The sequence below is a fragment of the Polymorphospora rubra genome (assembly GCF_018324255.1).
Taxonomy (GTDB): domain Bacteria; phylum Actinomycetota; class Actinomycetes; order Mycobacteriales; family Micromonosporaceae; genus Polymorphospora; species Polymorphospora rubra.
This window is the reverse complement of sequence record NZ_AP023359.1, coordinates 3,279,583-3,296,000: the sequence shown is the minus strand read 5'-3', so window position 1 is coordinate 3,296,000 and position 16,418 is coordinate 3,279,583. Positions and strand designations below refer to the sequence as shown.

12 protein-coding genes, 2 pseudogenes and 1 riboswitch are annotated in these 16,418 nt (G+C 73.2%); of the genes and pseudogenes, 7 read left to right on the top strand and 7 right to left on the bottom strand.

Going from position 1 to position 16,418, the window contains the following annotated elements:
• Nucleotides 1-11: 11 nt before the first annotated feature.
• The 5 genes and pseudogenes from Prubr_RS15100 to Prubr_RS38220 all read right to left on the bottom strand — a co-directional run.
• Nucleotides 12-1,031, bottom strand: a complete 1,020-nt coding sequence (locus tag Prubr_RS15100) for a GNAT family N-acetyltransferase (protein WP_212825943.1) — start codon at nucleotides 1,029-1,031, stop codon at nucleotides 12-14.
• Nucleotides 1,032-1,336: 305 nt separating this feature from the next.
• Nucleotides 1,337-2,623 (bottom strand): threonine synthase, encoded by a 1,287-nt coding sequence (gene thrC, locus Prubr_RS15095; RefSeq protein ID WP_212825941.1) that lies wholly within the window; start codon nucleotides 2,621-2,623, stop codon nucleotides 1,337-1,339.
• A gap of 10 nt (nucleotides 2,624-2,633) precedes the next feature.
• Nucleotides 2,634-2,774: riboswitch (SAM riboswitch) on the bottom strand.
• A gap of 124 nt (nucleotides 2,775-2,898) precedes the next feature.
• Nucleotides 2,899-3,795 (bottom strand): ABC transporter permease, encoded by an 897-nt coding sequence (locus Prubr_RS15090; protein WP_212825939.1) that lies wholly within the window; start codon nucleotides 3,793-3,795, stop codon nucleotides 2,899-2,901.
• Nucleotides 3,795-5,897, bottom strand: a pseudogene (locus tag Prubr_RS15085) (ATP-binding cassette domain-containing protein); the annotation flags it as partial. The pseudogene Prubr_RS15085 and the gene Prubr_RS15090, both read right to left, overlap by 1 nt.
• 23 nt (nucleotides 5,898-5,920) lie before the next feature.
• Nucleotides 5,921-6,662: pseudogene (locus Prubr_RS38220) on the bottom strand (alpha/beta hydrolase); the annotation flags it as partial.
• A gap of 378 nt (nucleotides 6,663-7,040) precedes the next feature.
• Here Prubr_RS38220 and Prubr_RS15080 point away from each other — a divergent pair.
• The 6 genes from Prubr_RS15080 to Prubr_RS15055 are packed head-to-tail and all read left to right on the top strand — an operon-like array spanning nucleotide 7,041 to nucleotide 13,053.
• Nucleotides 7,041-8,258 (top strand): hypothetical protein, encoded by a 1,218-nt coding sequence (locus tag Prubr_RS15080; protein WP_212825935.1) that lies wholly within the window; start codon nucleotides 7,041-7,043, stop codon nucleotides 8,256-8,258.
• Nucleotides 8,245-10,905 (top strand): sensor histidine kinase, encoded by a 2,661-nt coding sequence (locus Prubr_RS15075; RefSeq protein ID WP_212825933.1) that lies wholly within the window; start codon nucleotides 8,245-8,247, stop codon nucleotides 10,903-10,905. The genes Prubr_RS15080 and Prubr_RS15075 overlap by 14 nt, the downstream gene beginning before the upstream one ends.
• Nucleotides 10,902-11,381 (top strand): roadblock/LC7 domain-containing protein, encoded by a 480-nt coding sequence (locus Prubr_RS15070; RefSeq protein WP_212825931.1) that lies wholly within the window; start codon nucleotides 10,902-10,904, stop codon nucleotides 11,379-11,381. The genes Prubr_RS15075 and Prubr_RS15070 overlap by 4 nt, the downstream gene beginning before the upstream one ends.
• Entirely contained in the window at nucleotides 11,378-11,857 is a 480-nt protein-coding gene (locus Prubr_RS15065) for a DUF742 domain-containing protein (protein WP_212825929.1), read from the top strand. Before Prubr_RS15070 ends, Prubr_RS15065 begins: the two co-directional genes overlap by 4 nt.
• Entirely contained in the window at nucleotides 11,835-12,536 is a 702-nt protein-coding gene (locus tag Prubr_RS15060) for a GTP-binding protein (RefSeq protein WP_212825927.1), read from the top strand. The genes Prubr_RS15065 and Prubr_RS15060 overlap by 23 nt, the downstream gene beginning before the upstream one ends.
• Nucleotides 12,537-12,576: 40 nt before the next feature.
• Entirely contained in the window at nucleotides 12,577-13,053 is a 477-nt protein-coding gene (locus Prubr_RS15055; RefSeq protein WP_212825925.1) for a hypothetical protein, read from the top strand.
• 25 nt (nucleotides 13,054-13,078) lie between these two features.
• Here Prubr_RS15055 and Prubr_RS15050 read toward each other — a convergent pair whose 3' ends face one another.
• On the bottom strand, nucleotides 13,079-13,675 hold the full coding sequence (locus Prubr_RS15050; protein ID WP_212825923.1) for a hypothetical protein: 597 nt from the start codon (nucleotides 13,673-13,675) through the stop codon (nucleotides 13,079-13,081).
• 171 nt (nucleotides 13,676-13,846) lie between these two features.
• On the opposite strand from Prubr_RS15050, the gene Prubr_RS15045 reads away from it, so the two are divergent.
• Nucleotides 13,847-16,126 (top strand): AAA family ATPase, encoded by a 2,280-nt coding sequence (locus Prubr_RS15045; RefSeq protein ID WP_212825921.1) that lies wholly within the window; start codon nucleotides 13,847-13,849, stop codon nucleotides 16,124-16,126.
• 39 nt (nucleotides 16,127-16,165) lie between these two features.
• Here Prubr_RS15045 and Prubr_RS15040 read toward each other — a convergent pair whose 3' ends face one another.
• Nucleotides 16,166-16,363, bottom strand: a complete 198-nt coding sequence (locus Prubr_RS15040) for a hypothetical protein (protein WP_212825919.1) — start codon at nucleotides 16,361-16,363, stop codon at nucleotides 16,166-16,168.
• Between the last annotated feature and the right edge of the window lie 55 nt (nucleotides 16,364-16,418).

Sequence of the window (16,418 nt, the reverse complement as noted above, 5' to 3'; positions counted from 1 at the left end):
TGGACGGCCGGTCAGACGGACTGCTGCCAGTTGTGCCAGGTGTCGACCGCCCGGAACCCCATCGCCTCGTTGATCGAGATCATGTGGTCGTTGGCCGCGGCGTTCCAGGTGTCGATGACGCGCAGGTCGGGTTCCTTCGCCAGCACCCGACGCAGATTGTCGATCTTGACGATGGTGCCGAGCCGATGGCCCCGGTGGGCCGGCTCGACGATGGTGATCTGCTGGAAGGCGTGCCACTCGTTGCCGTCGGCGAGCGTGATCTCGGTCCAGGCCGCCAGCCGCCCGCTCTCCCGGTGCCGGAGTCCGGAGTGGTACATGCGCCGGCCGCGCAACTCGTGGTTCTGTTCCACCTTGCGTATCCGGTCCGCGTCGACCTTCTCCGGCTCCCAGTCCAGGTCGCCCATTGGCGCGTCCTGGACCAGTCGCCCGTCCAGGTAGGCGACATCGTCGATGAGGTCCTCCGGGGTGGCGCCCACCCAGCGGACGGGCTCGTAGCCGTCGGCGTGCTTCCACGCCTCGGTCAGCATCGCGTCCAGCCGGGGCTGATCGACCGAGGTCACGTCGAGCCGCCGGCGTACCTCGGCGAGCACCGACTCGGCCCCCATCGCGGCGGCGAACCCGTTGCCGGCCCCGTTCCGGGGCGCGCCGTCGGGCAGCGCGGCGACGGCCATGCCCATCAGCCGCTTACGGCCGAGCGCGCGGGCCCGCTCCACGGCCCGGGCGTACAGTGCCCGGCCCACCCCACGCCGCCGGTGGTCGGGCAGCACCTGTAGCTCGACCGTGACGTTGTCGGTGTTGTCGAGCTGCGGCATCGTCATCTCGAGATAGCCGACCGGGTCCCCGTCGACGTACGCGAGACAGCGCTCGAAGGCGTATCCGGTCCGCGGGTGTTTCATCCCGACGAAGAAGTCGCGTTCATCGGGTGTCGGGAAGCCGGGAACGTCGGCGGTGACAACCGCCGTCTGGATCTCGAAGGCTCGTTCGACGGCGGCACGGTCGGCGGGGGTGAAGGCGGTGACGGCGATGTCCATGCAACCGAGAGTGCCGTCCGGCCGGGGTGACCGCGACCGAATTTCCTTTGACCGAATTTCCTTCTTGGCCGGGGAGACCGAACTACCTTCTTGGTCGGGAGGACGTGCGCACAACGCCTCCGGCGCTGGGTCGTAAGAGCTTCAAAAGTCTACGGCGCTACGCCCTCCCGCACGGAGCATCTTGCGTCCTCACGAGGCGGTCGTCAAGTCTGCCGGGCCACGTTTTCTCCACGGACGGCAAAACCTCGGTTACCGGCCGCCAACATCCTCGCCCGGGCGGGTGACCCGACTTGACACCGGCCGCCTCAGCCGAGCAGGCCGGCCTCCCGGGCCGCCCGCAGCGACGGCTTGACCCGGTGCGTCGGGCCGACCAGCCCGGCGATCGCGTCGAGGGTCTTGAGACCTTCGCCGGTGTTGTAGACGACCGTCTCCGCCGTCGGATCGAGCCGGCCACTGTCGACCAGCTTCTTCAGGACGGCGACGGTGGTGCCGCCGGCCGTCTCGGCGAACACGCCCGTGGTCCGGGCCAGCAACCGGATCCCGGCGCGGATCTCGTCGTCGTCGGCGTGGTCCATCCAGCCACCGGTACGCCGGACCGCCTCGATCGCGTACGCGCCGGCCGCCGGGTCGCCGATGTTGAGCGACTTGGCGATGCCGGTCGGCTTGACCGGGGTGATCGTGTCGGTGTCGGCGTGCAGGGCGGTCGCGATCGGGTTGCAGCCGGTCGACTGGGCGCCGAAGACCCGCCAGCCACCGGCCGGCGCCTCGACGAGACCGATCTCGACCAGCTCGCTGAACGCCTTGTCGACCTTGGTGAGCAGTTCGCCGCTCGCCATCGGGATGACCACCTGGGCCGGGATGCGCCAGCCGAGCTGCTCGGCCACCTCATAACCGAGGGTCTTCGACCCCTCGGCGTAGTACGGCCGGACGTTGACGTTGACGAACGCGGTGTCCTCGAACTCGTCGGTCTCGACCAGTTCGCCGCAGAGCCGGTTGACGTCGTCGTACGACCCGTCGATCGCGACCAGGTCACCGCCGTACACGGCGGTTGTGATGATCTTGCCGGGCTCCAGGTCGCCGGGGATGAAGACGACCGATGGCACGCCGGCGCGGGCGGCGTGTGCGGCGACCGAGTTGGCGAGGTTGCCGGTGGAGGCGCAGGCGAAGCGGGTGAAGCCGAGGTCGCGGGCGGCGGTCAGGGCCACCGACACGACCCGGTCCTTGAACGAGTGGGTCGGGTTGCCGCTGTCGTCCTTGACCCACAGGGGCGCGCTGATGCCCAGTTCGGCGGCGAGGCCGGGGGCGGCGACCAGCGGGGTCATGCCGGGGTCGAGCGTCACCCGGGTGGCCGGGTCCTGACCGGCCGGCAGCAGGGCGGCGTACCGCCACATGTTGTTCGGGCCGGCCTCGATGTCGGCGCGGGTGACCCGGGCCAGTGCGGCCTGGTCGTAGGCGACCTCGAGCGGACCGAAACAGGCGTAGCAGGCGTGCTGGGCGGCCAGCGGGTATTCCGCGCCGCAGCCGCGACAGACCAGGGCCCGGGCCGGGCCGGGGGTCGGGGTGGTGGCGGTCTCGGCGATGATCGACGTCATCTGCGGGTTCCTCTCATCTTTCCCCTGTACCGCACCGCGCGGCGGGGACGGATTTGGCACCTGCCCCGCCGCGACTCAGCGATGAGTCGGTCGCGCGGGGTGGTTGCCGGGGCGTCAACGGGCCGTATCCCTCAGCCCCTCTGGATGAGGTATTCAGTTGTGCGCCCGAGTCTACGGGCGTGATCGCGGACGACCACCGGTGATTCCCAGGTTGTGAGCCACACCTCGGGGATCTTGACGAGCCGGGCGACCGCGCCGGCCTGCGCCGAACCGGCTCAGGAGACGACGTCCTTGCGGGTGAAACGCCAGAACGCCAGCCCCCAGAAGATGGTGGCGTAGCTGATCGCGGAGATGCAGCCGCGGACGATGTCGTCGGTCTGGACCGGCGTCGACAGCAACCCGAGCCAGGCGCTGCTGTAGTGGGTCGGCAGGAAGTCCCGCAGCACGCCCAGCGCGGTGATCTGGTCGAGGATGCTGGACAGGATCCACAGCAGCACCGCGCCGCCGACCGCGCCGAGCGCCGCGTCGGTCACCACCGACAGCAGGAACGCCAGCCCGGCCACCACCAGCAGCACCACGGCCAGGTAGCCGAGGATGCCGAGCAGCCGCAGTACGCCCTCACCGGCCGGGATCTCGGCCGCGACCGCGCTCTGCAGCGGCCCCCAGCCGTACCGGAGGGTGCCGATGAGCAGGGCGGTGCCGGCCAGCAGGAGCAGGGCCAGCGCGGAGTAGGCGAGCGCGACCACGAGCTTCACCGCCAACAGTCGCGACCTCGGCACCGGGATGGCCAACAGATAGCGCAGGCTGCCCCAACTCGCCTCGCTGGCCACCGTGTCGCCGCAGAAGAGCGCGACCACCACGACCAGCAGGAAGGAGGCCGAGACGAAGAGCGTGAAGAGGGTGAAGTTCAGCCCGTTCGCGGTGGCGAACTCGACCAGGCTGGCGAACTCGCCGCCGCCGTTGTCGTCGTCGCCGCCGCTCTCGAACTGGAACGCGATCAGGATGATCAGCGGCAGCAGCACCATGAACCCGAGCGCGAGCTGCGTACGCCGACGGGACGCCTGACGCCGGAACTCCGCGGCCATCGGGAGGGTGGCCCGCGGCCGGTATCCGGGGGCGGCCCCCGAACCGTCGGCCGACCCGGGCCGCTCCGCCTGCTCGACGCCTGCCATCACCGGTCCCCGCTTCCCCGAGAGTTCTCCCCGACCAGCGCGAGGAAGGCATCCTCCAGGCGGCGCCTGGGCACCACCCGGTCGACCCCCACCCCGGCCCGGACGAGTTCGGCCACCACCTCGCTGCGGGCGGTGCCGTCGATGTCCACCACCAGGCCGCCGTTGCCGTCGCCGGCCACCGTCCGTACGCCTTCCAGCCCGTCGAGCACGGCCCGGGCGGCACTCGCGTCGGTGACGTCGAACTGCACCGTCGGCGAGTCACCGACGATCTCGTCGACCGGCCCCGCCGCCACGATCGCGCCCTTGTTGACCACGATCGCGTGGGTGCAGGTCTGCTCGACCTCGGCCAGCAGGTGGCTGGAGACCAGCACCGCGCGGCCGTCGGTGGCGTACCGCCGGAGAACCCGGCGCATCTCGGCGATCTGCGGCGGGTCGAGCCCGTCGGTCGGTTCGTCGAGCACCAGCAGCTCGGGCAGGCCGAGCATGGCCTGCGCGATGGCGAGCCGCTGCCGCATGCCGTGGCTGTAGGTGCGGACCCGCCGGTCGACCGAGGTCCCGAGACCGGCGATCTCCAGCGCCTCCTCGAACCGGGCCTCGGCCCACGGCCGCCCGGTGGCCCGCCAGTACGACCTCAGGTTGTCGCGCCCGCTCAGGTGGGGCAGGAAGCCCGGCCCCTCGACCAGCGCGCCGATCCGGGAGAGCACCGGCGAACCGGGGACCAGCCGGTGGCCGAAGACGTAGATCTCACCGGCCGTCGGCTGGGTCAGCCCCATCAGCACCCGCAGCGTGGTGGTCTTGCCGGCGCCGTTCGGTCCGAGCAGGCCGACCACCTGGCCGCGCCGTACCTCGAAACCGACCTTGGCGACGGCGACGAAGTCGGCGTACTCCTTGCGCAGGTCGCGTACGACGAGCGGGGTGTCGGCGTATTCGGCGGCGACCGACGTGTCGTGGCGGCGGTGCCGGTGCCGGACCACCGCCACGACCACGACGAGACCGACGACGATCGCGGCGAGCAGGCCGGCGAGCACCCAGCGCCAGACCAGCTCCGGGGTGGCGATCGGCTCACCGGTCACGGTCGGCAGCGTGACCGGGCCGGTGCTGCCGCCGCCGAGGCCGACGGTGTAGACGGCCGGCTCGACCGGGCTGGCGTACGCCTGGTCCGCGGTTGCCAGCACGACCCGCAGGTGGTGGCCTGCCTCGACCCGGTGCACGATCGCCGGCAGCGTCACGGTCACCGGCCGCGCCTGCCCGATGTCGGCCGGCAGCCCGGTGAGCCGGACGGGGGCGACCAGACCGCTGGGCAGGGTGGCCGAGCCCTTCGGGTCGACGTCGTAGAGCTTGACGAAGAGCACCGCCTCGCCGGTCGGGGACGCCGCCCGGATCGACACGGTGGGCGAGCCGACCACGTCGAGCGGCTCGTCGAGCGGCGCGGACTCGAACCGGGCGTGCTGCCCGGGCAGGTCACCGGCGACCCCGCCGAGTACGGACGACAGCCCGCCGGCGAACGGCAGTGACGAGATCGCCGCCGGGTTGCCGGCCGGCGGGTTGGCGACGGCCTGCGGCGGCCCGGCGACGGCGAGTTCGCGGGTGGCGGCGCCACCGACGCCGGGATAGTCGGCGACGCTGTAGCCGGTCGCCACCAGTCCCCGGTCCATGGCGTCGAAGCCGGCGATCCGCGACCAGGTGAAGGTGTCCGACGGCGGCTCCCCCTCGCCCTTGACGTAGTGGCCGAGCCACTGCGCGGTGAGGAACTTCAGCCGGTCGCGGTCGGACTGCGGACCGCTGCCGCCGTCGTGGCCGCCGGTGAACCAGGCGACCCGGACCGGGGTGCCGTTGGCCGCGATCCCGCGCGCGTTGAGGTCGGCCTCGGCCAGCGGGAAGAGCGTGTCGGCCGCGCCCTGGACGAGCAGGGTCGGCGCCTTGATCCGGTCGAGGACGGTGGCCGGGCTGGACCGGCGCAGCAGTTCCACCGCCTCGGGCGTACCCCGGCCGGTGGTGGCGATCTCAAGGTACGCCGCGCAGACGTCGCGGGCGAAGCGGCCGCAGGACGGGTCGCCGAGCGGTGCGCCCGGGCTCAGCCCGCCGCCGGCGGTCGGCACCCCGTCGGGGAGGCCGGCGGTGTCGCCGGAGCCGGGCCCGGTGGCCGGGCCGCCGGGCAGGCCGGCGGCGCCGAGCCCGCCGCCGGTGCCGCTGCCGAAGAACAGGCCGGCCCAGCCCTTCTTGAAGACGCCGTCGACGGGCTCCCGGCCGGTCGACTCGGGCAGGAAGGAGCGGGACAGGTCGTTCCAGGTGATCATCGGGACGATCGCGTCGACCCGGGGGTCCTGGGCGGCGAGCAGCAGGGCGAGGGCGCCGCCGTACGAGCCGCCGAGGACCCCGACCCGGGGGTCGCCGGGCGCGTCGGTACGGATCTCCGGCCGGGCGGCCAGCCAGTCGAGGAGCCGCTGCGCGTCACGTACCTCGTGGTCGGGGCTGTCGAGGTGGATCTCGCCGCCGCTGCGCCCGAAGCCGCGGGCGGTGAACGTCAGTACGGCGTACCCGATCTCGGCCAGGTCCTCGGCGTCGGCGCGCACGGTGTCCTTGGTGCCGCCGAAGCCGTGCGCGAGCAGCACCGCCGGCACCGGGGCGTCGGCGGAGGCGCCGTCGGGCACGTAGTACCTCGTGTCCAGGGTCACCGGCTCGTCACCGGTCGGTCCGGACCGGACGCTGATCATGCTGTCGGTGGCGGTGAAGTCGCGGCGTTCGGGCCAGACCGCCCAGGTGACCGCGCCGCCCAGAAGAGCGATCAGCACGGTGGCGGTGACGACCCGGCGGCGGGTCATCCGCGGCAGGGCACGGCGAAGCCGCGCTGACAGCGGTGAAGGCATGGGGACCACCGTACGGCCCGTTTCCTGAGCGCCACCTGAGATCGTCCGTATGGCCCGGCCCGCTCTCCGAACGTCGTTCCGCAACGGTGACTCGACCGGACATACCCGAAGGACGGGCAGGACAAGTGCAGCATCCCGTGAATTCCGATCTTCGGTCACATATTACGGCAATCGAAACAGGCCAGTCCGGAGTCGACACGCAGCGTGATCACCGTTCCGACACAGCGGCACGTTACTTGCCGGTGTGCAAGAAAAAGCTGTTCGCGTGGATTGCACCGCCGCAGATGTCCATTAGGTTTCCGGTCCGGTGGACGGGACCAGCACCGTTACGGCACCCGCACCCCGCCGAGGCCTTCCACGTCGTCCGAGGGGAAGACGATGACACTTCCAGCAGAGCGATCGCGCGACCGGCGGATGGCAGGACTGCTGCCGCGCCTGCTACTCGCGGTGGCGCTGCTGGTGCCCACCCTCGTCCTGTCCGTGCAGGCGTGGCGCGGGACCGACGAGAAGGCAACGTTCGCCGAACAGGAGCGCGCCGGAATCGAATACCTGCGGGCGCTCGGGCAGGTGACCCTGGCGCTCGTCGACGCCCAGTCGGCCGCGGTGGCCGGCCAGCCGGTGCCCCGCGACGCGCTCAACCGGGCGATCGCCGAGGGCGGCGCGGTGGACGCCCGGCTCGGCGCCGAACTGCGCACGAACGAACGGTGGGCCGGCGTACGAGCCAAGATCGAATCGCTGTCCGACCGGAGCCACACCTACCCGGAGGCCACCTACACGGCGTACAACGAGGCCACCGACCTGCTGCTCGCGCTGTACGCCAAGGTCCGGGACACCTCCGGCCTGGTCCGCGATCCCGACCCGGACAGTTATCAACTTCAGGACAGTGCCGGCGAGGAACTACCGGAGTCGATCGTCGCGGCCGGCCGACTCGCCGACCTGGCGGTGCTCGCCGCCACCCGGCCGCAGGCCGAACTGGTCCGCACCGCCGGCGAGCTGAGCAACGCCCGTGCCGAGGTCCTCGACCCCGCCCACGACCTGGTCACCAACCTCCAACTCGCCGTCGACAGCACGGACAGCGGCACCCTGGGCGGCAACCTGCTCGGTGAACTCGACGCCTACCAGCAGGCGGTGGAGGCGCTCGGCGCGGCCGCGGTCCTCACCGCCGGCGCCACCGCCGGGACCGCGCTGCCCGACCCGGCCGCGGTGGCCACCGCCCGGGCGGCCGTGCACTCCACCGCGGCGAACCTGTCGGCGACCGTACTCAACGAGATCGACCAGTTGCTCGAAGCCCGCATCGACGGACTCGGCACCGACCGCCTGGTGACCGTCGTGGCCGGCGTACTGCTGTTCCTGATCGGTCACGCCCCGCTGCTGATCTTCCTGGTCAGCGCCGGCCGCCGCACCGGCGGCACGCCCGCCGCCCCCGGTGACGGACCGCCGGGCCCCGGCGGCGACCGGGAACCGGCCGGGCGGGCGGCCACGGTGGCGCGGCGCTGGCCCGACGGCACCCCCGAGCCACCCGGTCCCGGGCGGGCCACCCCGACCGGGGACGCGCCGGCCGAGAAGCAGTGGGAGCACTCCGGTGCTGCTCGGTAGGCTCCGCATCCGGGGCAAGCTGGCCCTGCTGCTGTTCGTCCCGCTGCTCAGCCTCGCCGGCCTCGCCGTGCCGATGGTCGTCGACCAGGTAACACAGGCCAACCGCGCCGCCGACACGGCCCGGTCGGTACGCCTCGCCGGTCAGGTCGGCACCCTGGTGCAGGAACTCCAACGGGAACGTCTGCTGTCCATCGGCCACGTGCTCGGCGTCGTCGACCGCTCCCGCCTGTTGCTGCAGACGGCCCAGGTCGGCGACCGGGTCGCCGACCTGCGGGCGGACTACGACGGCAACCCGCCCGAACGGATCGTCGACGCGCTGGACGGGGTCCAGTACCTGGCCGACCTGCGTGCCGCCGTACTCGACCGCACCGCGAGTCCCGACGCGGTCATGGCCGGCTACTCGGCGGTCGGCCAACGGCTCATCGACTCGCTGCGGCTGCTCGACGGGATCGACACCGCCACCGACGAGGGCCGGCAGGTGGTCGCGCTCGACGCCGTACTGCGCGCCGACGAGGGCATCAGCGCCGGTGCCAGCTGGATCGTGGTCGTGGTCGGCACGGAGAACGCCGGGGCGATCACGGCCTACATCGCCAACATGGCCGCCCTCCAGGTCTCGATCGGACGGTTCGGCCTCTACGCCAGCGCCGAGCAGAACGAGCTGTACCAGCTGGTCGAGGTCGCGGCGAACGCCCGGACCAGCCCCGAGTTCCTCGACACCTTCACCGCCGACCCGCAGGCCGCCATCGCCGGCCTGGAACTCGACACGCTGTTCCCGGCCGTCGAGTCGCTGATCACCCTCGGTCAGTTCGTCGAACAGAAGATCATCACCGACGTACTCGACGAGGTCACCGCGCGCCAGCAGAGCGAACTGCTGTTCGCGTACGGCATCGGTGGGCTCGCCCTGCTGGTGCTGGCCGCCGTGGTGCTGCTCAGCACCGCCGTCGCCCAAGCGGTGGCCCGGCCGCTGACCCGGCTCACCCAGTCCGCCGTCCGGGTCGCCCGGGTCGCCGAGGCAGAACTCGTCCGCATCGCCGACGAGGAGAGCGAGGTGGTCGAGCAGGTACGTCTCGATCCCGTCGACGTCGACGGCCGGGACGAGATCGGCGACCTGGCCCGGGCCTTCGACCGGGTCCAGGGCACCGCCGCCCGGCTGGTCGAACGGCAGGTGGCCAGCCGGCGCAACGTGGCACAGATGTTCGGGCACGTCGGACGGCGTACCCAGAACCTGGTCGGCCGGCAGATCGCGTTGATCGACCGGCTGGAGCACGACGAGACCGACCCGACCCGGCTGCAACACCTCTACCGGCTCGACCACGTCTCCAGCCGGTTGCGACGCAGCGCCAGCAGCCTGGTCGTGCTGTCCGGCTCGGCCGGCGCCGACGCGTTCGTCGCCCCGCTGCCGCTCGCGAACGTCGTACGGCTGGCGCTCGGCGAGATCGAGGACTACCCACGGGTCGACGTACGGGTGCCGCCGGACATCACGGTCGCGCCCGGTGCCATCGGCGACCTCGTGCTGGCACTCGCCGAGCTGATGGAGAACGCCACGTCGTTCTCGCCCCCGCACACCAGGGTCGGCGTCACCGCGCAGTCGCGCCCCGACGGCGTACGGGTCACCGTCGTCGACCACGGGATCGGCATGTCGCCGGAGCGGATGGCCGCGGAGAACGCCCGGTTCACCCGGCGCGAGCGGCTCGATCTGGTGCCGACCGAACTGCTCGGCCTGTTCGTGGTGGGCCGGCTGGCCCGCCGGCACGGGCTGGCCGTGTCGCTGAGCCCGACCTCCGGTGGCGGCGTCACCGCCGACGTCGACATCGCCGCCCGGCTGCTGATGACCGGCCGGCCGGCACCGGTCCGCCGGCCCGAGCCACCGGCCGCCACCCGGCCGGAACCGCCGCTCGTCGTCGCGGCCCGGCCCGGCGTGCCGGGCGCGAAGGCCCTGCCCGCCGCGCAGCTACGGCCGGCCGGTGCGCTGCCGGCGGCGCCCGCGTTCACCTCCGACGGATTGCCGGCCCGCACCTCCACCCGTCGGACGGACCAGGTCGGCCTTACCCCGGCCGACGGAGGGCTCTTCGACCCGGCCGCGCTGGACCGGGCCAGTCGCTCGCTGGAGGCCGGGCGGCCGTGGGACGCGTTCGCCACCCCGGCGACCGGCACCGTAGCCGACCGGTCCACCGACGTCGTCGTGGCCGGAGCCGCCACTCCCGTCGACGTCACCGCGGCCCGACCCACCGCCGCCGCGCTCACCGCGCCCGCCGACACAACGCCCGCGCGGCCGCCGGCGACCACCCCGGCCGGTCAGGTGCTGCGGCAACGGGTTCCCGGCGCGCAACTGCCCATCTCCATGGGTGACACCCGCACCGCACCGCCCACGCCGGCCGATCCGCTGACCGTACGGGCCCTCGTCGAGGAGTTCGAGTCCGGCGTACGGCGGGCCGAGAGCCAGGCGGGAAGCACGGTGCTCACGCAGCGGGTCCCGGGAGCGAGCCTGCGCCTGCCGCCGGTGGTGGTCCGGCACCGGGTCGAGGTGCACCGGCCGCTCGACCCCGAAGAAGTACGTCACCTCGTCACGCAGTTCGAGTCCGGCGTCGAACGCGCGCTGCGTGAGGTCCGTTCAGATCACCGCACCGAAGAGGGATCACCACGATGAGCAGCCCCTTCATCCACGAGAGCGTGGACCGTCAGGATTCTCGGCCGGGCGTTGCCGGACAGCTGAGTCCCGAGGCGAAGACGTTCAACTGGCTACTGGACTCGTTCACGTCGACCACCGCGGGGGTGCTGGAGGCCATCGCGGTGTCCTCCGACGGTCTGCTGATGGCGATGTCGGCGATCAAGGACCGGTCCAACGCGGAGCGGCTGGCCGCGGTGGTCTCCGGCATGACCAGTCTGGCCGGCGGGGCCGCCAGCTGGTACTCCCTGGGTGCGCTCAACCGGGTGATCGTGGACATGGCCGACGGATACCTGCTGGTCGCCTCGATCAGCAGCGGCTCGGTCCTCGGCGTCATCGCCGACCGGTCGGCCAACCTCGGCACCGTCGCGTACGAGATGACCCTCTTCGCCAGCCGGGCCGGCAGCGCCCTGACACCGAGGCTGATCGTCGAACTGAAGAACTCCGTCCAGTCATGACCCCGTCCGCCGGCGACGAGGTGCCGGAGCCGTCCGCCCGGGTACGCCCGTACCTGCGCGAGACGACACCGGAACCCGTGCCGGAGCCGGAGGCCGCGACCGGCTGGCCGGCGCCCGGGTCGGCCCCGCCGGGCGGGCCGCGGCCGTTCGTGCTGACCGCCGGGCGGGTGGACAGCGCCGACCCGGCGATCGGCCTGGAGACCCAGGTGACCCTCCGGCTCGGCGGGGTGGCCTGGACCGCCCCGCCGCTGGCGACCCTGGCCCCGGAACTCCAGGCGATCGTCGACCTGTGCGTCGTACCGGTGTCGGTCGCCGAGATCTCGGCCCGGCTGCGGCTGCACCTGGGCGTCACCCGGGTCCTGGTCGGCGACCTGAGCGCCGCCGGCCATCTCGACGTACACACCGCCGACGTGGCGGACCCGTACGATCCCGACACGATTCTGCGAGTGATCCATGGACTCCGTGCGATCTCCTGACCGGCCACGGGCCGGCTCCACCATCTACGGCACGCCGCGGGGAAACCCCACCGGCCACGGTCCGGCGGGCCGGTCCGGCTCGACCAGACAGCTCACGCCGGCCGACGGCCAACGGGCCGCGCCCCCCATCCCGGTCAAGATCATCGTTGCCGGCGGGTTCGGGGTCGGCAAGACCACGACCGTCGGCGCGATCTCCGAGATCGACCCGCTGACCACCGAGGCGGAGATGACCTCGGCCGGCATCGGGGTCGACGACCCGGGCAGCCGCTCGGCGAAGACGACCACCACCGTCGCCATGGACTTCGGCTGCGTCACGATCGACCGCACCCTGAAGCTCTATCTCTTCGGCACCCCCGGCCAGGCCCGCTTCGGCTTCATGTGGGACGACCTGGCGCGCGGCGCCCTCGGCGCGCTCGTGGTCGTCGACAGCTCCCGACTCGACGACTGCTACCCGGCCGTCGATTATTTCGAACGCGCCCGGCTGCCGTTCGTGGTGGCCGTCAACGCGTTCGACGGACACGTGGCGCATGATCTCGAACAGGTGAGATGGGCGCTCGCGATCGGCCAGCACGTTCCACTGCTGACGTTCGACGCACGGGACCGGCTGTCCGTACGCGACGCTCTGCTGGTCGTCCTGGACCGTGCGCTGGACCGGGCGATCCACGACAAGCAGTCCTGACGAAGGCGGTCGGGACACGGACGAGAAAGGTGAGACCGGAATGAGGGGTGAACTGGACGACGCGCTCGCCCGGTTGGCGCGGCGCGACGAGTTGAAGCGCCGGCTGGCGGCCGAACCGCCGCCCGCCCCGGGGCAGCCGGTGACAACCCAGCCCGCCCCGCCGACACCGGTCGACGAGGTGACCGCGGCCGTCCGGCAGGTCGTCTCCCGACATCCCGACATGGCCGTCACGTTGTCGGTGCACACCGGCTCGTCCGCCGCGCTGTTGCGGGTGCAGTGGACCGCCGGCGAGGTCACCGTCACCGTCGGGCCGGCCACCACCGACGTGCGTTCGCCCGCCCCGGCACCGGCCCAACCGCCCGCCGCGGGGGCCGGGCCGCCGGCCTGGCCGGCGGGCGCGGGGCAGCCGTGGGCCGGACCGGCCGACAGTGCCGCGACCGGTCGGTCGGCCGCCCGGCTGGCCAACCTGATCCGCAGCGACCCGTCGCTGCTGGACGGCTACGAAAACCAGCGGTGACCGGAAGCGTTCACCAACGTCCGGGTCAGCACTCCCGGCCGTTGGTGAACCGCCGCTGGATCGCCGCCGACTCGCCCGCCTCGATCGACTCGACCCGGTCCTCGCCGTCGAACCGGAAGAGCAGCCCGTTGACGTCCTCGGTGACCAACCACCCGGAGGCCCCGGCCCGGCCAGCCAACTGACGGCCGTCCGGGTGGTTGGCCTCGACCTCCGCACGCGTCATCGCCACCCGCCCGCCCTCGGTCGTACGCACGGCCGGGGTACTCACGGTCAGGCGTACCAACTGGCCGTCGTCGAAAACGAGCGCGGGCACCGCGTAGTCCGGCAGTCCCTTGCCCAGGGCCAGGTCCGGGCAGCCGTCGGCCTTCTCGGTGTCGCCCACCAGGCCGGCGGTCTGCAGGTCGGCCAGCTTGACACCGACGAGGTAGGGCCCCATCCCCTTCGGGCTGACGTCGCTGTCGACGGCCGGCCGGGTCGGGGTCGCCGCGGTATCCGGGCCCGCCGAGACCATCGTCGGGCCCGGCTCGTCGCCGGTGCACCCGGCGAGCGCCAGCCCACCCACGACGGCCAGGGCCACCAGCGCGCGCCGCTGCATCATGTTCCAGCCTCCCGGCGATCTCACGAAAGTCCTCCGCGAGTGTGAGCCCCCGGCCAGCCGGACGCCAGCGCCTGTTCGGGCACCGTCCGACCGCGTCCGGCGCCGGCCGCGGCCCGGCCGGAGCCGGCCGGCGCGCCGGCCGCACGCCGGGCCGCGTCCGGCCCGGGCGCCCGCCCGGCCGGATAGTCTCGGCGGGTGGCGGATCACGACCTCACCCTCACCGCGAGCCTACGGCCGGCCGCGCTCGACGCCCGCCGCGGCATCGTGCGTCTGCATCCCGAGGTGCTCACCGCCCTCGGCCTGCACCCCGGCGACCCGGTACGGCTGTCCGGCCGCCGGGTGACCGCCGGGATCGCCGCCCGCGCCGAGCACACCGCCAGCCGCGCCCTGCTCTACGCCGACGACCTCATCCTCGGCAACCTCGGGCTGCGCGACGGCGGTCAGGTCACCGTCGCGCCCACCCCGGTCGTACCGGCCCGCCGGGTGACGCTGGCCGGCCCACCGGAGATCGTCGCCGCGGTCAGTCCCGAGATGCTGCGCCTCGCCCTGCTCGGCAAGGTCGTCACCGAGGGCGACGACGTCTCGCTGCTGCCGCAGGACGTGCTGCCCGACGCCACGGCCCGGGCCCTGGTCGAGGCCGCCCGCCGCAGCCTGGCCAACACCGTCGGGTACGCCTGGACCAGCACCCTGCTCACCGTCGCCGCCGCCGAACCCGCGCAGGCCGCACTGGTCACCATGGACACCGTCGTCGGCTGGCAGGGCGGCCAGGTCACCCACGGCAACATGCCCGGCGCCGCGTCCCCGGGACGGCTGGCCGTCGGCCGCGGGCCGACGGCCGGCACCGGCGGATCGCCGTACGCCACGACGCCCACCACCGGCACGGCCCCGGCCGCCGTCGACGAGGTCGAGGCGCCCAGCCTCGACGACCTGCCCGGCCTGCGTGCCCAGGCGCACGAACTCACCGAACTGCTCGACCTCGGCTTCCACCACCGGGAGGTGCTCGGCCGGCTCGGCACGACCGTGTCACTCGGCGTGCTGGTCAGCGGCCCCGCCGGGTCGGGCAAGACCGCCCTCGTACGCGCCGTCAGCGCCGCCGTCGGCGCCCGGCTGGTGGCCCTGTGGGCGCCGGAGCTCGCGGCGCTGACCAACGAGGCCGCCGCCCGCCGGCTGCGCGAGGCGGCCACCACGGTCCGTTCGGGCGGCCCGGCGGTGCTGCTGGTCTCCGACGTCGACGCGCTCGTTCCCCGCGACCAGCCCGGCCCACTGGCCACCGTGTTCCGCCAGCTGCTCGCCGAGACCGTCGCCGCCGGGGCGGCCGTCGTCTGCACCACCAGCCACCCGGAGTCGGTCGACGTCGGATTGCGCGCCCCCGACCTGCTCGCCGTCCAGATCACCGTGGCCCTGCCCGACAACGCGCTGCGGCGCGAGCAGTTGACGGTGCTGACCCGGGGCATGCCGCTCGCCGACGACGTACGGCTCGACGACGTCGCCGGTCGTACCCCGGGGTTCGTCGCGGCCGACCTGGCCGCGCTGGCCCGCGAGGCCGGGGTACGGGCGGCGCTGCGCCAGAAGGAGGCGCCCTCGCCGGCGGTGGCGATGGCCGACTTCGAGGCCGCCCTGGAGGTGGTCCGCCCCACGTCGATGGGCTCGTCCACGTTGGACATAGCGACCATCACCCTCGATGACGTCGGCGACATGGTCGAGGTCAAGGAGACGCTCACCGAGTCGGTGCTGTGGCCGCTGACCTATCCCGACACGTTCGCCCGGCTCGGCGTCCGGCCGCCGCGCGGCGTATTGCTCTACGGGCCGCCCGGCTGCGGCAAGACGTTCCTGGTGACCGCGCTCGCCGGCACCGGCAAGGCCAACGTGCTGTCGGTCAAGGGCGCCGAGGTGCTCTCCAAATGGGTGGGTGAGAGCGAACGCGCGGTCCGGGAACTGTTCCGTCGCGCCCGGGAGGCCGCCCCGACGCTGGTCTTCCTCGACGAGGTGGACGCGCTGGCCCCCGTACGCGGCCAGGCCACCGACGGCGGCACCACCGACCGGGTCGTCGCGGCCCTGCTCACCGAACTCGACGGCGTAGAGACCCTGCGCAACGTGGTGGTGATCGGGGCGACCAACCGGCCCGACCTGATCGACCCCGCCCTGCTGCGCCCCGGCCGGCTGGAGCGTCTGGTCTACGTCCCGCCGCCGGACGCCGACGCCCGCGCCGAGATTCTGCGGGCGTCGGCCCGGACAGTGCCCCTCGCCGACGACGTCGACCTCGCCGAACTCGGCACCGAACTCGACGGTTTCTCGGCCGCCGACTGCGCGGCCCTGATCCGCGAGGCGGCCCTGGCCGCGATGCGCGAATCCCTGGAGGCGTCGACGGTCACCGCCGCGCACGTCGCCGCGGCCCGCGAACGGGTGCGCCCCTCGCTCGACCCGGCCCAGGTCGCCTGGCTGGCCAACTACGCCGACAAGCACTCGGCCCGCTGACCCGGCACCTCGCCGGTGCCGGGTCGGCGGGCCGATCGCTCACTGCCCCTGCGGCACCTCGAGGTTCGGCACGGCCGGGACCGCGGGCTGCTCGGGCACCACGGGCTGTTCCGGCAGCACCGGCTGCTCCGGCTGGACGGGCGGCAGTTCCGGCTGCACCGGTGCCGGCTGTTCGGGCTGGACCGGAGCCGGTGCGGGTGGTTCGGCCGGCGGGACGGGCTCGGCCGGAGCGGTCACCGGCGGTTGCGCCGGAGCCTGCGTCGGCGCGGGGCCCGGCGCCGACGGCCCAGGC

Bases quoted from the DNA above. Each gene is read 5' to 3' on its own strand.
- Prubr_RS15090 (WP_212825939.1), bottom strand. From the start codon at position 3,795: ATGGCAGGCGTCGAGCAGGCGGAGCGGCCCGGGTCGGCCGACGGTTCG.
- Prubr_RS15060 (WP_212825927.1), top strand. From the start codon at position 11,835: ATGGACTCCGTGCGATCTCCTGACCGGCCACGGGCCGGCTCCACCATC.
- Prubr_RS15065 (WP_212825929.1), top strand. From the start codon at position 11,378: ATGACCCCGTCCGCCGGCGACGAGGTGCCGGAGCCGTCCGCCCGGGTA.
- Prubr_RS15055 (WP_212825925.1), top strand. From the start codon at position 12,577: ATGAGGGGTGAACTGGACGACGCGCTCGCCCGGTTGGCGCGGCGCGAC.
- Prubr_RS15100 (WP_212825943.1), bottom strand. From the start codon at position 1,031: ATGGACATCGCCGTCACCGCCTTCACCCCCGCCGACCGTGCCGCCGTC.
- thrC (WP_212825941.1), bottom strand. From the start codon at position 2,623: ATGACGTCGATCATCGCCGAGACCGCCACCACCCCGACCCCCGGCCCG.
- Prubr_RS15080 (WP_212825935.1), top strand. From the start codon at position 7,041: ATGACACTTCCAGCAGAGCGATCGCGCGACCGGCGGATGGCAGGACTG.
- Prubr_RS15070 (WP_212825931.1), top strand. From the start codon at position 10,902: ATGAGCAGCCCCTTCATCCACGAGAGCGTGGACCGTCAGGATTCTCGG.